Genomic DNA, 15,918 nt, shown 5'->3' with positions numbered 1-15,918 from the left:
TCAGTAAGTTAGTTAGTATATTTGGATTAAATTGTTCTAATTAATAAAAAAGTACGCCCCAAAAAGGGGCGTTCATACAACATGATTGTGACAAATAATAGAGTGTTTTATTTATAATAAACTATTTTACAAAATTTCTATTTATTCGGCTACTTAGTGGTTTATTTTCAATGCTTTGTAGTTCTATCTCGATTGCATCACAGGAAATATGTATTTCAAATAAAGACGTTAATAACGATAAACTTAAGCAAGCTAAGCTAATGCCAAATAAAATAATTCCTGTGGCATTAAACTCAATAAATAATGCAAACATTGATAGTGTACACAGTAGAAAAGAGGCTACCCCGTACACTTGCATCGTTCTAATTAGCTTAATACGTTTACGTAAGTTAGTGATTTGAGCCACTACAACAGGCCGAATAGATTCACCTTCACGCGCATTTAGCTCCCTAATTAATTGCGCTAAAACTAAAAATCGGTTTGTATAGGCGAGTAATAGCAGCGATATGGCCGGAAAAAGTAAGCCTGGGGTTGTTAGTGTCATGTTTATTCCTTAAAAGTACAGCATGCTAATAATTTAGCGCAGGATATTGTTAACACAAAATAAATGAGGTGAATATTGCAAAATATTAATAATAACAATTCAACAGATAGCTCTTTTCAATGGGTTACAATTTATAAAGCTGAAAATACCTTGGAAGCGAATATCGTAAAAGGCTTAATACAAACTGCTGGAATAGAGTGTAAAATTAAAGGCGAGATGCTCCAAGGGGCGCTTGGAGAAATTCCATATGATCAGGCGCAAGTTAGTGTGCAGGTTTATGCGATAAAAGAGCGCCATGCGCGGCAAATATTGGTAAACTATCAACAAGTAAAACAATCCGCTCCAGATTGGGTATGCCCTAATTGTAATGAGCATAATGGATCAACATTTGATTTTTGTTGGTCGTGTGAGACGTTAAAGAATGACTAAAGCAAATAATTTTCAGCGTATTAGAGAGCTTAACTATTTACAAAAGGCCGTCTTAGCAAGTGCTTTAATAGAGCGAATGCTGCCAAATTACGGTTTATTTAGCGAAGCAACGGGGTTTGGTGATGAAACCTTATTACGTAATTCGCTTAATGTTTGTTGGGAAAAAATCTTACTGCCTAAAAGTAAAATAGATCTCGAAAAACAAGTTGAAAAAATAGAGCCAAATGTTCCTGAACTTGCTGATTTTGATATGTTTGGTACTTATCCTGCTATTGATGCTGCAACGTCTTTACTTAGCTTAATGCACGGTTTAGTGGCGCAAGATGAGCAAGAGTTCATTAGTGTGAGCAAAATATCTCAAGCAACAGTGGCTCGCTTTATTGAATATCAAATGACGGTTGAAGGTGAGATTGCTGATAACACAGCAGTGAGAGAGCACCCATTAATGCAGTACGAAATTGAAGTATTAGGTGAGCTAATTGATTTTGTAGAAAATATGGGGCGTATTACCTCTGATAGCGTAAAGGCACTTAAAAAGTTTGCCCTTGAAGATGGCCAAACAAATATTGGTCTTACGTTATAAAAGAAGCAAAGTAGAATTTAAAAGGCAGGAGAAGTACAGTGCGAATTTTAGGCATTGAATCGTCATGTGATGAAACGGGTATTGCAATATATGATGACGAAAAAGGCTTGTTAGCTCATCAATTATACAGCCAAGTAAAAGTACACGCTGATTACGGCGGTGTAGTGCCGGAACTTGCATCGCGCGATCATGTTCGTAAAACATTACCACTTATAGATGCAGCATTTGCGCAAGCAGGTTGTGGCCCTGAAGATTTAGACGGTATTGCTTATACTGCAGGCCCAGGTCTAGTTGGTGCATTATTGGTAGGTACGTCTATTGGTCGCTCATTAGCATACGGCTGGGATATACCTGCGGTAGCAGTACATCACATGGAAGGGCATTTACTTGCTCCGATGCTTGAGGAAAATACCCCTGAGTTTCCGTTTATTGCATTGCTTGTATCGGGCGGTCATACCATGATGGTCAAAGTAGCAGGTATTGGACAATACGAAGTACTAGGTGAGTCAGTTGATGATGCCGCAGGCGAGGCCTTTGATAAAACGGCTAAGTTACTTGGTCTTGATTACCCCGGTGGTCCACGCTTAGCTAAAATGGCCGAACAAGGCGTAGCAAAGCGTTTTGTATTTCCTCGCCCTATGACCGACAAGCCAGGACTTGATTTTAGTTTTAGTGGTTTAAAAACAGCGGCATCAATCACGATTCGTGAAAACGACGACGACGATCAAACCAAAGCTGATATAGCGCATGCATTTCAAACGGCGGTTATTGATACGCTCGTTATTAAGTGTAAGCGTGCGCTTAAACAAACAGGTATTAAGCGTTTGGTCATCGCCGGTGGTGTGAGTGCAAATACACAGCTTCGACTGCAGCTTGAACGCGTAATGAAGGGTATGAAAGGCGAAGTGTTTTATCCGCGTACTGAATTTTGTACCGACAATGGTGCAATGATTGCTTATGCCGGAATGCAACGTTTAAAAGCAGGGCAATTTGCCACGCTTGATATGAAAACAAAACCTCGTTGGCCTATAGATAGCCTTGAGCCGATTTAATGACTCATATTTTAGATATTTTTGTTTTCATCGGTGGGTGCTTTTTTAGCACCCACTTTTGGTTCTTCCCCACTAAATAATCGAATAATATTAGTACGGTGACGAAATATAATTAACAGCGTGATAAAAGTAACGGGAAGAGTATAAAGTGGCTTTATTAGCCAAGTATACAAGGGCGCTAGAGATACAGCAACAAGCGCCGCCAGTGATGAATAGCGTGTTATTGCCACTATAACTAACCAAGTACACACGAGTAAACCTGCCAATGATAAGCCAATAGGTAATAATGAGCCAAATGCCGTTGCTACGGCTTTACCGCCTTTGAAGCTAAAAAACAGTGGGTACATATGGCCTAAACAAGCAGCTACTGCGACTAAACCAAGCTCTAAAGGTTCAACTTCTAAAAAATAAGCCCCCCATACCGGAATAGTGCCTTTTAAAATATCAAACACTAGAACCAAGCAAGCCGGAAATGCTCCGCCTAATCTATAAACATTTGTAGCTCCTGGGTTGTTAGAACCACTATTACGAGGGTCTGGAAGTTTGAACAACCGCGACACTAAAATAGCCGACGAAATCGACCCAAGTAAATAAGCTAAAACAAACATTATAGTGGCTAACACGCGCTTCCTTATTTTTTAATTGCTATACCAATTGATAGTGCTTTTAGGCTATTATTGGCAGCAAAATTTATCGTAAAAATTATTAACAGGCTATTTAATAGCTAGTTTAGTTATTTTGCTATTGTAGAAGTTATTTTTACATATTTAAACACTGGCTAAACCATATACAGTATTAATTTTATTGATGCTTAGTATAGTTGCTTAGTAGTTTGTTGTTATTTGGAGTATCAATGGATAAGGTTTTTATATCTCAATTGCACGTCGACACTATTATTGGAGTGTACGACTTTGAAAAAGAAAGTAAACAGAGCCTTTATTTTGATATTGAAATGCTAAGCGATATTAAGCCTGCAGCTGAAAATGACGATATTAATTTAGCACTCGATTACTCAAAAGTAAGTGAGCGAGTTATTGAGCACTGCACTTTAAAACCTGTAGAGTTGCTAGAAACTTTAGTTGAACAATTAGCGCATATTATTTTAAGCGAGTTTAATACTCCACAAGTTACTATAAGAGTAAGTAAACCTGCAGCAGTAGCACAAGCGCAAACTGTAGGTGTTGAAATTACACGTGTTAAGGCAACTGACTAAATGGCTCAAATTTATATCAGCCTAGGGTCAAATATAAATAAAGCGCATTATATACAATGTGCATTAATTGCACTTAAGCAGCACTTTGAACATATTGTACACTCGTCTGTTTTTGAAAGTGAAGCAGTAGGGTTTGCTGGCAATAATTTTTATAATTCAGTCGTTGGCGCTACAACTGATATGTCGCTTGTTGATGTATGCGCTTTATTAAAACAAATAGAGCGTGATAATGGACGCACAGCGAACGATAAAAAGTTTAGTCCACGAACGCTCGATTTAGATTTACTATTTTATGATGATGTAATTTGCGCTTCTCCAGCACAATTACCACGAGATGAAATAACTAAAAACGCATTTGTATTACAACCTCTTAGCGAGGTTGCCCCAGATTTCTATCATCCTGTAGCTAAACAAACGATTGCGCAGTTATGGAATGAATATAATAACCCTCAACAAAAGCTATGGAAGGTGGAGTTTTCTAACCCATGAGTATCATCGAAATAATTATTTTAGCCCTCATACAGGGATTTACTGAGTTTTTACCAATTTCTAGTTCTGCGCACTTAATTCTCCCATCGCAAATTTTAGGCTGGGAAGATCAAGGGCTTGCGTTTGACGTGGCAGTCCATGTTGGTACTTTAATTGCCGTTGTTATTTATTTTCGTAAAGAGGTCGTCGACATACTCAGTGCGTGGTTTAAATCCTTTGGAACACAGGGTACTAGTGATGATAGTAAGCTAGGTTGGTGGATAATTTTAGGCACTGTGCCTGCCGCTATTTTAGGCTTACTTTTAAAAGACTTTATAGAGTTGTACCTACGAAGCGCTTGGGTAATTGCTACTACCACAATTGTGTTTGGTTTATTGCTTTGGTACGCGGATGCAAAAGGTAAGCAAATTAAAACTATTTATCAGCTTAATTGGAAAACAGCACTTATTATTGGATTTGCACAAGCTGTTGCAATGATCCCGGGAACTTCTCGCTCAGGTATCACGATGACTGCTGGTTTAATGCTTGGAATGAATAAGCAAAGCGCAGCGCGTTTTTCGTTCTTACTGGCAATTCCAATTATTTCTATGATGGGGCTTTATTATACTGCAGAGCTTGCTTTGGGTGACCATGTGGTTGATTGGAATACATTATTACTAGGTGTGGTGCTATCGTTCTTATCGGCTTATGCATGTATATTTATGTTTTTAAAAGTAATAGAGCGAATGGGCATGTTGCCATTTGTGATATATCGTTTATTGCTCGGTATAGGTTTGATAGTATTTTTAATGATGTAGCAAATAATGACTAATAAAAAAGCCTTCTAATTAAGAAGGCTTTTTTATTATCAAGTGGTCATTTTGGCACGAGTGAAATGCTTACTCGCAATGGTAACTAAGCACGAATTTTGGCATTATAGCGCCATTAAACTTTGCATAGCTGTAAAGTGAGCATACGATTTAAGGAAAGTATATGCATATACATATTTTGGGCATTTGTGGCACGTTTATGGGCGGTATTGCAGCCATTGCTAAATCGTTGGGTCATAAAGTAACGGGTTCCGATCAAAACGTTTACCCACCAATGAGTACGCAACTTGAAGAGCTTGGCATTGAACTGACTCAAGGCTACGCGGTATCTCAATTAGAGCCAAAGCCAGATATGGTCGTTATTGGTAATGCAATGAGCCGGGGTAACCCATGTGTTGAATATGTGCTTGATAAAGGTCTGCCTTATACATCTGGCCCTGAGTGGCTTAAGCATAACTTACTGCAAGATTCTTGGGTGCTTGCGGTTGCTGGTACGCATGGTAAAACAACCACAGCAAGTATGCTTGCGTGGGTGTTAGAGTACGCAGGTTTAAAACCAGGTTTTTTAATTGGCGGCATAGTGCAAAATTTTGGTGTATCGGCAAAAGTGGGTGAAACGCCATTTTTTGTTATTGAAGCCGATGAATACGACACTGCTTTTTTTGATAAGCGCAGTAAGTTTGTACATTACCTCCCGCGTACACTTATCTTAAATAATCTTGAATTCGATCACGCTGATATTTTTGAAGATTTAAACGCAATAAAAAAACAATTTCATCACTTAATGCGTACATTACCTCAAAGCGGCAAGGTAATTTGGCCAAAGCAAGACGTAGCGCTTAATGATGTAATAGCACAAGGGCTTTGGAGCGAAAGCGAAACGCTAGGCGATGATTGGAGCTATGAATTAATAAAAGCCGATGGAAGTGAGTTTAATGTATTACTTAATGGCGAAAAGCAGGGCACTGTCTGTTGGCAAGCAATAGGCGAGCATAACGTTAAAAATGCGATTATGACTATCGCAGCAGCGCGCCATGTGGGTATAGCCATTGATCATAGTATTGATGCGTTAGGAGAATTTATTAGCCCTAAAAGGCGTATGGAGCTAAAGGCGGATATAAATAATATTAAAGTGTATGACGACTTTGCGCATCACCCAACAGCAATTAAAACTACGCTTGCAGGATTGCGCGCAAAAGTAGGCGATGAAAAAATTATCGCTATTTTAGAGCCGCGCTCAAACACCATGAAAATGGGCGTGCACCAATATACATTATTAGATTCACTGCGTGATGCTGACAACGTACTCCTTTTTGAACCAGAGAATCTAAATTGGTCGCTAAAAGAGCAAGCAGATAAAGCAGGCATGCAGTGCTTTAACAGCACACAAACAATTATTGATACAGTGCTTGAAAATATTGAGCCTAATCAACATATTTTAATTATGAGCAATGGTGGTTTTAATGGCCTTCATCAACACCTTGTTGATGGCTTAGCTGATAAATACAGCGGAGAATAGTGTGCAATTTAAAGATAGAATTACGCTCGCATTTAGTGGTGCATCGGGTGCGCCTTATGGGCTTAGGTTACTTGAAGTATTACTAGAGCAGCAATTTCAGGTCTACGTTCTCATTTCAAGTGCAGCACGCGTGGTGCTTGATACAGAATCAAATATTAAGCTCTCTGGTAATGAAGATAAAGCCACAGAGCAGTTAAGTACGCTGTTTAATGCCAAACCTGAACAGCTAAAAGTATACGGTAAAGATAACTGGTTTAGCCCTGTGGCTTCGGGCTCTGCTGCTCCTAAAAAAATGGTAGTATGCCCATGTAGTGCCGGGTCGGTTTCTGCAATTGCAGTGGGGGCGTCTGATAATTTATTAGAGCGCGCCGCTGATGTGGTAATTAAAGAACGCGGACAGCTCATTTTAGTGCCTCGCGAAACACCATTTAACGAAATTCATTTAGAAAACATGCTTAAGTTATCTCGTTTAGGGGTAACAATTATGCCAGCCGCACCTGGTTTTTATCATAAGCCACAAAGTATCGAAGACTTAGTTGATTTTATGGTGGCGAGAATTTTAGATCATTTAAACATTGAGCATAACCTAACAAAACGTTGGGGTTATGGTGAGGGTAAGTAATGAATAAGCAAAATATTGCTTTAAATATAGAAGGCCTTACCAAGGTTTATAAAAATGGTGTTGAGGCAATTAAAGGCGTTGATTTACAAGTTGAAGAGGGCGATTTTTTCGCTTTGCTTGGTCCAAATGGAGCCGGTAAATCAACCACTATTGGTGTTATTTCGTCACTTGTTAATAAAACAAAAGGCAAAGTAGAAGTTTTTGGCTGTGATATTGATACTGATTTAGAAGCTGCAAAAGCGCATTTAGGCCTAGTGCCGCAAGAGTTTAACTTTAGCCAGTTTGAAACGCTTAGCCAAATACTGGTTAACCAAGCCGGTTATTATGGTGTGCCACGTGGTGAAGCCCATAAACGTGCTGATAAATATTTAGCGCAGCTGGGTTTGTTAGAGAAAAAAGACAAGCAAGCACGTACGCTTTCAGGCGGAATGAAACGTCGATTAATGATTGCACGCGCCCTTATGCACGAGCCAAAATTACTTATACTTGATGAGCCAACAGCGGGTGTAGACATTGAACTTCGTCGTTCAATGTGGGATTTTTTACGCCAAATAAATGAGCAAGGCGTTACTATTATTTTAACCACACACTACCTTGAAGAAGCTGAGTTACTGTGTAAAAACATAGCGATTATTGATTCTGGTCGAATTGTTGAAAACACCACCATTAAAGCACTGCTTGCAAAACTTGATAAAGAAACCTTTATTTTAGATTTAAAAATGCCAGCAAACCCTGTCACGCTTGAAGGTTATAAGTTTACGATGACGGACGATCATACTGTTGAAGTAGAAGTCGCTAAATCACAGGGCTTAAATGCGGTATTTAGCGCATTAACAACCCAAGGAAATACAGTATTGAGTATGCGAAATAAAGCAAACAGACTAGAAGAGTTATTTGTAGGATTACTAGAGCAAGGGCGGGGCGAATAAATGTTTAAATATGGCGTAGCCTTAAAGAGTTTATGGATTAAAGAGTGTATTCGTTTTTTACGTATCTGGGTACAAACCTTAGTGCCGCCAGCAATTACGATGAGCTTATATTTTGTTATTTTTGGTAACTTAATTGGTTCACGTATTGGTGATATGGGCGGCTTTAGTTATATGGAGTTTATTGTACCTGGCCTTATAATGATGTCGGTTATTACTAATTCCTATTCCAACGTAGCCTCTAGTTTTTACTCAACAAAATTTCAAAAAAGCATTGAAGAGCTTTTAGTTGCACCTGTACCTAATTACATCATTGTACTGGGTTATATGGGCGGCGGTATGACGCGCGGTATTATGGTGGGCTTTATAGTTACTTGTGTATCGTTATTATTTGTTGATATTCAAATTCATAATATTTTTGTAATTATGGCGACCGTTATTTTAACCTCAGCTGTGTTTGCTTTAGGTGGCTTAATTAATGCAATTTATGCAAATAGCTTTGACGATATAAGTATTATTCCCACCTTTATACTAACGCCATTAACTTACTTAGGCGGTGTATTTTATTCAATTACGTTATTGCCAGAATTTTGGCAAAACGTATCGCAAATAAACCCTATTATTTACATGGTAAATGCATTTCGCTATGGCTTTTTAGGTGTGTCTGATGTTGATTTAAGTGTAGCGCTAGGTGTTATTTTGGTATTTATTACGGTGTTATTTACTTTAGCGCTAACTTTAATTAAAAAAGGTGTGGGGCTAAGACACTAATGAGTGATGCAAATTCACGTAGTATTGTATCTAATCAAGTGGGTATTCACGAAAAGCTTGATGAAATAGTAAATAAGCATTTAGATGCTGAATTTAAAAAGCCAATTGCAGCGCATACGCAAACTGCATTTGACGAGGTTAATGCTAAAGTACAAGCCTTTAGTGGCCCGCTTATTTTGGACTCGTGTTGTGGCGTGGGTGAAAGCTCAGCTAACTTAGCTAAGCGCCACCCTGATGCACTTATAGTTGGAATTGATAAATCTTCGCACCGATTAGATAAGCATGATGTTGAATATAAGCAAACCGACAGTGGTCAGTACATCTTAGTGCAAGCAGATTTAAATGACTTTTGGCGTTTAGCGGTAGCCGCCAATTGGCAACCTACGCACCATTATTTGTTGTATCCAAACCCGTGGCCTAAATCTAAGCATATTCGTAGGCGCTGGCATGGCGCAGCTATTTTTCCATTTATCGTTAAGTTAGGTGGAAAATTAGAAGTGCGCAGCAATTGGGATATTTACGTTAAGGAGTTTGCTCGGGCGCTTGAATTAACAGGCAACCCTTGCGATGTAACACTTTATGAGTCAGACGATGCAATTACGCCTTTTGAGCGTAAATACTGGGCCAGTGGCCAGCAAAGCCACCGACTCGTTATAAACTTACCTAGGGCGTGTTGACCTTTCGTGATTGATTTTGCAGCAGCATGTTTGGTTTTTAGGCAAGGCGGAGCCTATGTAGTGTGGTTATTCCCCATAAATAGGCGATAACGCAGCATAAAGACCAAACATGTGCTGCCCTTTGGGTTCTTTCTAGGGACGATTAACTCTTTGTTGCTCAGTTTTTACTTAGCCCACTAGGTTACAAACCTCGCGCCGCGATTTAATCGCCCCTAGATTGAACAAATTTCAATCCACAAAGATCAACACGCCCTGGTTAAAGTAAGTCAAAGTGCTAATTCTTCTGTAACCGTATTAACATGTGGCACTGGGTGGGCAAAATAATTGCCTTGCATTAGTGTCACATTCGCCTTTTTAAGTGCGGTTACTATGGTTGCATTTTCTACCGACTCTGCCATTAATTGTAAACCAAGTTGATTAGCAAAGCTGGCTATATGCTCAATAAACAAGTAGATATCTTTGTCATTCACTATTTGCTTTATTAGTGCGCCATCTAATTTAATACCATCTACTTCAAGCTTAAGTACGTTTGATATATTTGAATAACCACTACCAAAGTCATCAATAATAACCTTAACGCCTTTTGTTTTAACCATTCCAATAAATGCTTTTACTTCAGAGAAGTTGGCAATAGCTTGGGTTTCTAAAAGCTCTAATGTGATATTACCAGGATGCGGGTAGCGCTTAAGTTCGTCCGCAATAAACTCACTTAAATTAGGGTCGAGCATATCTTGTGCTGTTATATTTAAACTCCAGCAAATATCGGTTTTTCTAAAGCGACTAACACATTGTGAAAATATAGTACGGGTAAGTATTCCGTCCATTCTTGAGCGGGTAACAACATTTAAAAATGCATCAGGTTTTAATACTTCCCCTTGCGCTGTTACCATTCGAGCTAAACATTCGTATTGAACGACCTTATTGGTATTTGTGTCAATAATGGGTTGAAAGTAAGGTACTATACGATTGTTATCAAACGCTTCTCGCACTTCTTTAGCCATTTCTACATTGTATTGATATTGCGTTTTTACATCGTGTAGCGCTTTTGAGTAGTTAACTACACTATGCCTGCCTTGTTTAGCTTGCAGCGCTGCTATATGAGCGTTTTCAAGTAGTAGCGATTTATTACCACTGGCAATACCTGCACATAGGGTTATGTAGATAAAAGGGTCAGTTAATACCGGTGTATTAAAGTTATATGTTTTTACGAGGTCGGTAAATTCGTCATTACTCATTTCCTTAGGCGCGAGTAATACTATTTTATTTGTTGCTAGTCTGTATATATGGCAATGCGTAGAGCTTCTAAGTTTAAAGTGAATAAGTAAGTTTTTCATTACCTTGTCACCCACTTCAGTGCCATAAAAACTGTTTATATCTTCTATTTCATTAACCCAAATAACGGCTAATTGCATGTGATGAGCATTACTTTTTTTAATAAAGTACTCAAGTGCAATATGATTTGAAAAACCAGTACTTGAGTCAGTTGCTAAAGACCGTTTTAGTAAATAAATATATATGGCGGCAACGAGTATCGCGATAAAAAAGAAGAAGCTAGCCATTGCAGCTGCTTTTGATACGCTTTCTTTAAGTTTCTCGTTTAAATCATAAATAGTTATATCGGCACCCGTTAAATAGGTATTGCCGTTGATTGGGTCAACGTAAGGAATAAAAATTGTTTTAAAGTGGCCCCACTGATCGCTCGATATTTCAAATACTGGCTCTGTTGAATAAAAAGCACTTATATTTGCATCGGTAGCTTCAGGGTAGAGATCTAAAAATTGAGTTACCTTGCCATTATTCTGATCGTCTTGCGTGTAGCTTGATGAGCTAAAAAGCACCTTACCGTCTTTTAAAATCATTGAATAGACATAAGCAATATCAAGTGCTTGAGCAAACTCAGAGAGTTGTTTACTTTTATCTTGATAGTAAGAAAAACTTATATTATCGCCTTGATTAACCGCACTTAAATAATCGTCACCTAAAATATGTTTAACGCTGGTGGCGGCATTAAGTAAGCGATTATCAACCGACTGCATTATTTCAGCACGCGTGGTTTGGTAAGTGTAGTAAACGTAGGTTAGCAAGCTTATTAAAAACAAGCTAAAGCCTGCCACTATCCAACTAACTTTGACTCTTCCTTCTGGCATATGTGTCCCTTTTTTGTTATCAAATTTATTATACCCAAAATAAGTAAATGCCCAATAAATAATTAGGTTTGGTAGAGTTTTAATTAGGGTCTGTTTATCTTTGCGGATTATAATTTGTTCAAACTAGGGGCGATTTAATCGCGGCGCGAGATTTGTAACCTAGTGGTCTAAGTAAAAACCGAGCAACAAAGAGTAAATAGACCCTAGGCAGAACCCTTTGGGCAGCGCCTGTTTGGCATTAATGCTACGTTATCGCCTATTTATGGGGAATAACCACACTACATAGGCGCTGCCTTGCCTAAATACCAAACAGGCTGCTGCAAATTTAACCTTGAAAGATAAATAGACCCTAAATTATCATTTTTTTGTCATCGCTTTGATTGCTTTTATAGGTTTAAACGAGACATTTTAGTTATATTGCAGTAAAGTTAGCGCAATTTTTAAAGAAACACGATTCCTCCAAATGTCCTAATAAGTAGGCGTTTTTGATGGGTAAGCGCGTGTTTTAGCTACACACACACTAGGTATTAAGATGGATCAAAAGCGTTGTGCCGTCGCCTCTAAAGAAAGCCTTAAGCGTATATTTACTGTACCTGAAGCGCCAGACTCAACTTTAAGCAAAATCGAGCTTGAAATTTCGAGTAATTTAGCAGGTTTTCTAAACGAAAATATAGCGGCAATTGAAAAACCATTACATGAAATAGAAAAAGATTTTCAATCGGCAGTGATCCCAGAAGATCCAACGTTTGTCTCTGCTTATGCCCAAGACATAATGGAGCAACTTGTTGCACATTCTGTGCATACAGCTGCGCCTAGTTTTATTGGTCACATGACCTCTGCCTTGCCGCACTTTTTATTACCGCTGTCAAAATTGATGGTAGGGCTAAATCAAAATCTAGTAAAAATAGAAACATCTAAAGCGTTTACGCCTCTTGAGCGTCAAGTGCTTGGGATGATGCATCATTTAGCTTATGGGCAAGAAGACTCATTTTATTCTAAATGGATGCACAGTGCTAAAACCTCATTAGGTGCATTTTGCTCTGGTGGTACGGTTGCTAATATTACTGCGCTTTGGATTGCGCGAAACCGCTTATTAAAACCTGATGGCGATTTTAGAGGCATAGGTGCACAAGGCTTAATTGCTGGTATGCTGCATTACGGTTATAAAGGTTTAGCAGTATTAATATCAGAACGCGGGCATTACTCATTAGGTAAATCGGTTGATTTACTCGGCATTGGTCGCGATAACTTAATTGGTATTAAAACCTGTGAAAATAATAAAGTTGATGTAGGAGCTATGCGCGAAAAAGCACGTGAGCTTGAAGCGCAAGGCATTAAAGTAATGGCGATTATTGGGGTCGCGGGGACAACCGAAACCGGTAATATTGACCCACTTGATGAAATGGCCGACTTAGCACAAGACATTAACTGCCATTTTCATGTAGATGCTGCATGGGGAGGAGCGACCCTTTTATCGAGTACGCACCGTCCTTTACTAAAAGGGATTGAGCGAGCAGATTCAATTACCATCGATGCACATAAACAAATGTATGTACCAATGGGAGCGGGTTTGGTTTTATTTAAAGACCCCGCTGCAACTGATGCAATAGAGCATCACGCTGAGTACATATTACGTAAAGGTTCAAAAGACTTAGGTAGCCACACGCTTGAAGGCAGCCGACCGGGTATGGCAATGTTAGTACATGCTTGCTTACGTGTTATTGGTCGTAAAGGTTACGAAATGCTGATTGATCGCAGCATCAAAAAAGCACATTACTTTGCTGATTTAATTAAGGCTGATGAAGACTTTGAGCTTATTTCGGAGCCTGAGTTGTGCTTATTAACGTATCGTTATGTACCTAAGCAAATTAAACAAGCAATAGCCGATGCAGATGCTGCAACTCGGTTAGATATTTTTGCTTCACTGAACCGTTTTACTGCCAGTATGCAAAAGCGTCAACGCGAGTCAGGTCGCTCATTTGTATCACGTACACGCTTAACGCCTTCTAAATACGACAATCAACCAACGGTTGTATTTAGAGTGGTTCTTGCTAACCCGCTTACCTCAGGCGCTATTTTAAAAGAGATATTAGCTGAGCAAAAAGAGTTGGCTGCAACAGATCCGGTATTCAAAAAATACTTGAGAAAGTATATGTAATCTAAATACAAAAAAGGGTCCATAAGGACCCTTTTTTAATATCAAAGAATGGTTAATGTAAAATACGTGCTCTAATTGTACCCTCAACAGCGCTCAGTTCTTTAAGTGCTACTTCAGATTGATCTGTATCAACATCAATAACTACATAACCAATAGATGCGTCTGTTTGTAGGTATTGCGCAGCAATATTAATACCGTGCTGTGCAAACGCTTGGTTAATTTGCGTTAGTACACCTGGGCGGTTGTGGTGTACGTGTAATAAACGGCTACGATTAGCAAGCTCAGGTAGCGATACTTCAGGGAAGTTAACCGCAGTAATAGTTGAGCCATTATCTGAATATTTAGCCAATTTACCCGCTACTTCAATACCAATGTTTTCTTGCGCTTCTTGTGTAGAACCACCAATGTGCGGCGTTAAAATAACATTGTCGAATTGGCGCAGTGGCGATACAAATTCTTCATCGTTAGATTTTGGCTCAGTAGGGAACACATCGATTGCTGCACCACTTAGTTTTTTCTCTGTAAGCGCTTCTGCAAGAGCATCAATATCAACAACAGTTCCGCGTGATGCATTGATCAAAATAGACCCCTGCTTCATAACTGCAAGTTCTGCTGTACCAATAAGGTTTTTAGTTTGCGGTGTTTCTGGTACATGTAAGCTAATAATATCAGAGCGTTGTAACAGCTGAGTAAGGTTATGAACTTGTGTTGCATTACCCAGTGATAACTTATCTTCGATATCGTAAAACTCCACGTTCATACCGATATTTTCAGCCATAATACCTAGCTGAGTACCAATGTGACCGTAGCCAATAATACCTAATGTTTTACCACGTGCTTCAAACGAACCATTTGCTGTTTTTAACCAGCCACCACGATGAGCCGCTGCATTACGCTCTGGAATACCACGTAATAAAAGTAGAATTTCGCCAAGTACAAGTTCAGCAACTGAACGAGTATTAGAAAATGGAGCGTTAAATACAGCAATACCACGTTCGCGTGCAGCATCTAAATCAACTTGGTTTGTACCAATACAAAAACAACCAATAGCAACTAGCTTTTCAGCTGAGTCTAATACGGCTTGGTTAATATGAGTACGAGAACGAAGTCCTACAAAGTGAACATCTTTAATGCGCTCTTTAAGCTCGTCCTCAGGTAAGGATGTTTTAACGTAGTCGATATTGCTGTAACCGTTACGTTTTAGCGTTTCAACAGCGCTTTGGTGAACACCTTCAAGCAAGAGAATTTTAATTTTGTCTTTTGCTAACGATACCTTACTCATAACCTCATCCTATTTAATTTGTGGCCCATTTTTGGTACCGATAATCACTTTATCAGCACCTCGCATCGCAAATAGGCCGTTGGTAACTACGCCAACAATTGAATTTATTTGTGTTTCAAGTTGTTTGGCATTGGTAATTTTTAAGTTAAATACATCTAATATAACGTTACCATTATCGGTAACTACGCCTTGGCGATAAACAGGGTCACCACCAAGTTTTAATAATTCTCGTGCAACGTAGCTGCGCGCCATTGGAATAACTTCCACCGGAAGCGGGAAGTCGCCCAATGTATCTACCAGCTTTGTGTCATCAACAATACACACAAACTGTTTTGCAACTGCAGCTACTATTTTTTCACGTGTTAGTGCTGCGCCGCCGCCTTTAATCATTTCGTTTTGAGCGTTTATTTCGTCAGCGCCGTCAACGTATACATCTAAAGCATCCACGTTATTAAGTTCAAACACTTCAATACCTAACGCTTCCAAACGTGCAGTTGACGCTTCTGAGCTTGATACAGCGCCTACAATAGTGTCCTTTACTGAGCCAAGGGCATCAATAAAGTGATTAACAGTAGAGCCTGTACCGACACCTACAATGGTGTTTTCTTTTACAAACTCGAGTGCTGCCCAAGCAGCTGCTTTTTTTAATTCGTCTTGTGTCATTGCTTTGTGCTCATGTATGTCAGAAATATGCGGT

At 39.1% G+C, this 15,918-nt stretch carries 17 protein-coding genes; 12 read left to right on the top strand and 5 right to left on the bottom strand.

Annotation, left to right across the window (positions count from 1 at the left end; translation table 11 throughout):
• Positions 1–121: 121 nt before the first annotated feature.
• Entirely contained in the window at positions 122–544 is a 423-nt protein-coding gene (locus tag H5160_RS14785) for a DUF2721 domain-containing protein (protein ID WP_002961042.1), read from the bottom strand.
• A gap of 75 nt (positions 545–619) precedes the next feature.
• On the opposite strand from H5160_RS14785, the gene H5160_RS14780 reads away from it, so the two are divergent.
• The 3 genes from H5160_RS14780 to tsaD are packed head-to-tail and all read left to right on the top strand — an operon-like array spanning position 620 to position 2,608.
• Complete coding sequence (locus H5160_RS14780) at positions 620–973, top strand: DUF2007 domain-containing protein (protein ID WP_002961041.1); 354 nt, start codon at positions 620–622, stop codon at positions 971–973.
• The gene (locus tag H5160_RS14775) at positions 966–1,556 is read left to right on the top strand and encodes a YjaG family protein (RefSeq protein WP_002961040.1); all 591 of its coding nucleotides are present in this window, start codon (positions 966–968) and stop codon (positions 1,554–1,556) included. Before H5160_RS14780 ends, H5160_RS14775 begins: the two co-directional genes overlap by 8 nt.
• A 38-nt stretch (positions 1,557–1,594) precedes the next feature.
• Positions 1,595–2,608, top strand: a complete 1,014-nt coding sequence (gene tsaD / locus H5160_RS14770) for a tRNA (adenosine(37)-N6)-threonylcarbamoyltransferase complex transferase subunit TsaD (protein ID WP_165744224.1) — start codon at positions 1,595–1,597, stop codon at positions 2,606–2,608.
• An 11-nt stretch (positions 2,609–2,619) separates the two neighbouring features.
• Here tsaD and plsY read toward each other — a convergent pair whose 3' ends face one another.
• Positions 2,620–3,231 carry a glycerol-3-phosphate 1-O-acyltransferase PlsY gene (plsY, locus tag H5160_RS14765; RefSeq protein ID WP_002961038.1) on the bottom strand — a complete coding sequence of 204 codons (612 nt, stop codon included), beginning with the start codon at positions 3,229–3,231 and terminating at the stop codon, positions 2,620–2,622.
• A 230-nt stretch (positions 3,232–3,461) separates the two neighbouring features.
• Here plsY and folB point away from each other — a divergent pair, with 230 nt between their 5' ends.
• From folB to H5160_RS14725, 8 genes are all read left to right on the top strand, one after another.
• Positions 3,462–3,821: a dihydroneopterin aldolase gene (gene folB / locus H5160_RS14760; protein WP_024604056.1), complete on the top strand. Its 360-nt coding sequence runs from the start codon at positions 3,462–3,464 to the stop codon at positions 3,819–3,821.
• Complete coding sequence (gene folK, locus H5160_RS14755; RefSeq protein ID WP_024604057.1) at positions 3,822–4,310, top strand: 2-amino-4-hydroxy-6-hydroxymethyldihydropteridine diphosphokinase; 489 nt, start codon at positions 3,822–3,824, stop codon at positions 4,308–4,310.
• The gene (locus tag H5160_RS14750; RefSeq protein ID WP_024595487.1) at positions 4,307–5,107 is read left to right on the top strand and encodes an undecaprenyl-diphosphate phosphatase; all 801 of its coding nucleotides are present in this window, start codon (positions 4,307–4,309) and stop codon (positions 5,105–5,107) included. Before folK ends, H5160_RS14750 begins: the two co-directional genes overlap by 4 nt.
• Before the next feature lie 175 nt (positions 5,108–5,282).
• Positions 5,283–6,638 carry a UDP-N-acetylmuramate:L-alanyl-gamma-D-glutamyl-meso-diaminopimelate ligase gene (gene mpl / locus H5160_RS14745; protein WP_182720488.1) on the top strand — a complete coding sequence of 452 codons (1,356 nt, stop codon included), beginning with the start codon at positions 5,283–5,285 and terminating at the stop codon, positions 6,636–6,638.
• A gap of 1 nt (position 6,639) precedes the next feature.
• Complete coding sequence (locus tag H5160_RS14740) at positions 6,640–7,260, top strand: flavin prenyltransferase UbiX (protein WP_002961027.1); 621 nt, start codon at positions 6,640–6,642, stop codon at positions 7,258–7,260.
• Positions 7,260–8,189 carry an ABC transporter ATP-binding protein gene (locus H5160_RS14735; RefSeq protein WP_024595485.1) on the top strand — a complete coding sequence of 310 codons (930 nt, stop codon included), beginning with the start codon at positions 7,260–7,262 and terminating at the stop codon, positions 8,187–8,189. Before H5160_RS14740 ends, H5160_RS14735 begins: the two co-directional genes overlap by 1 nt.
• Positions 8,190–8,957 carry an ABC transporter permease gene (locus tag H5160_RS14730; protein ID WP_002961025.1) on the top strand — a complete coding sequence of 256 codons (768 nt, stop codon included), beginning with the start codon at positions 8,190–8,192 and terminating at the stop codon, positions 8,955–8,957.
• Positions 8,957–9,634, top strand: coding sequence for a tRNA (guanosine(46)-N(7))-methyltransferase TrmB (locus tag H5160_RS14725; protein WP_182725117.1), 678 nt, complete (start codon positions 8,957–8,959; stop codon positions 9,632–9,634). The genes H5160_RS14730 and H5160_RS14725 overlap by 1 nt, the downstream gene beginning before the upstream one ends.
• A gap of 266 nt (positions 9,635–9,900) precedes the next feature.
• On the opposite strand, the gene H5160_RS14720 is transcribed toward H5160_RS14725, so the two are convergent.
• Positions 9,901–11,781, bottom strand: coding sequence for a GGDEF domain-containing protein (locus tag H5160_RS14720; RefSeq protein WP_182725116.1), 1,881 nt, complete (start codon positions 11,779–11,781; stop codon positions 9,901–9,903).
• A gap of 532 nt (positions 11,782–12,313) precedes the next feature.
• Here H5160_RS14720 and panP point away from each other — a divergent pair.
• Positions 12,314–13,939, top strand: coding sequence for a pyridoxal-dependent aspartate 1-decarboxylase PanP (panP, locus tag H5160_RS14715; RefSeq protein ID WP_024595231.1), 1,626 nt, complete (start codon positions 12,314–12,316; stop codon positions 13,937–13,939).
• Between the two features lie 52 nt (positions 13,940–13,991).
• Here the strand turns inward: panP and serA are convergent, their stop codons facing one another.
• Positions 13,992–15,221, bottom strand: coding sequence for a phosphoglycerate dehydrogenase (serA, locus tag H5160_RS14710; protein ID WP_024595232.1), 1,230 nt, complete (start codon positions 15,219–15,221; stop codon positions 13,992–13,994).
• Positions 15,222–15,230: 9 nt separating this feature from the next.
• Complete coding sequence (gene rpiA, locus H5160_RS14705; protein ID WP_002958979.1) at positions 15,231–15,884, bottom strand: ribose-5-phosphate isomerase RpiA; 654 nt, start codon at positions 15,882–15,884, stop codon at positions 15,231–15,233.
• Positions 15,885–15,918 lie beyond the last annotated feature (34 nt).

It is taken from the genome of Pseudoalteromonas sp. SG43-4 (assembly GCF_014164325.1).
Taxonomy (GTDB): Bacteria; Pseudomonadota; Gammaproteobacteria; order Enterobacterales; family Alteromonadaceae; genus Pseudoalteromonas; species Pseudoalteromonas distincta.
This window is presented reverse-complemented; position numbering and strand designations above follow the sequence as displayed.

Coding starts and splice junctions, on each gene's coding strand:
- H5160_RS14720 (WP_182725116.1), bottom strand. CDS start 11,781: ATGCCAGAAGGAAGAGTCAAAGTTAGTTGGATAGTGGCAGGCTTTAGC.
- H5160_RS14735 (WP_024595485.1), top strand. CDS start 7,260: ATGAATAAGCAAAATATTGCTTTAAATATAGAAGGCCTTACCAAGGTT.
- H5160_RS14730 (WP_002961025.1), top strand. CDS start 8,190: ATGTTTAAATATGGCGTAGCCTTAAAGAGTTTATGGATTAAAGAGTGT.
- H5160_RS14750 (WP_024595487.1), top strand. CDS start 4,307: ATGAGTATCATCGAAATAATTATTTTAGCCCTCATACAGGGATTTACT.
- H5160_RS14725 (WP_182725117.1), top strand. CDS start 8,957: ATGAGTGATGCAAATTCACGTAGTATTGTATCTAATCAAGTGGGTATT.
- serA (WP_024595232.1), bottom strand. CDS start 15,221: ATGAGTAAGGTATCGTTAGCAAAAGACAAAATTAAAATTCTCTTGCTT.
- H5160_RS14775 (WP_002961040.1), top strand. CDS start 966: ATGACTAAAGCAAATAATTTTCAGCGTATTAGAGAGCTTAACTATTTA.
- rpiA (WP_002958979.1), bottom strand. CDS start 15,884: ATGACACAAGACGAATTAAAAAAAGCAGCTGCTTGGGCAGCACTCGAG.
- H5160_RS14785 (WP_002961042.1), bottom strand. CDS start 544: ATGACACTAACAACCCCAGGCTTACTTTTTCCGGCCATATCGCTGCTA.
- mpl (WP_182720488.1), top strand. CDS start 5,283: ATGCATATACATATTTTGGGCATTTGTGGCACGTTTATGGGCGGTATT.
- panP (WP_024595231.1), top strand. CDS start 12,314: ATGGATCAAAAGCGTTGTGCCGTCGCCTCTAAAGAAAGCCTTAAGCGT.
- folK (WP_024604057.1), top strand. CDS start 3,822: ATGGCTCAAATTTATATCAGCCTAGGGTCAAATATAAATAAAGCGCAT.
- folB (WP_024604056.1), top strand. CDS start 3,462: ATGGATAAGGTTTTTATATCTCAATTGCACGTCGACACTATTATTGGA.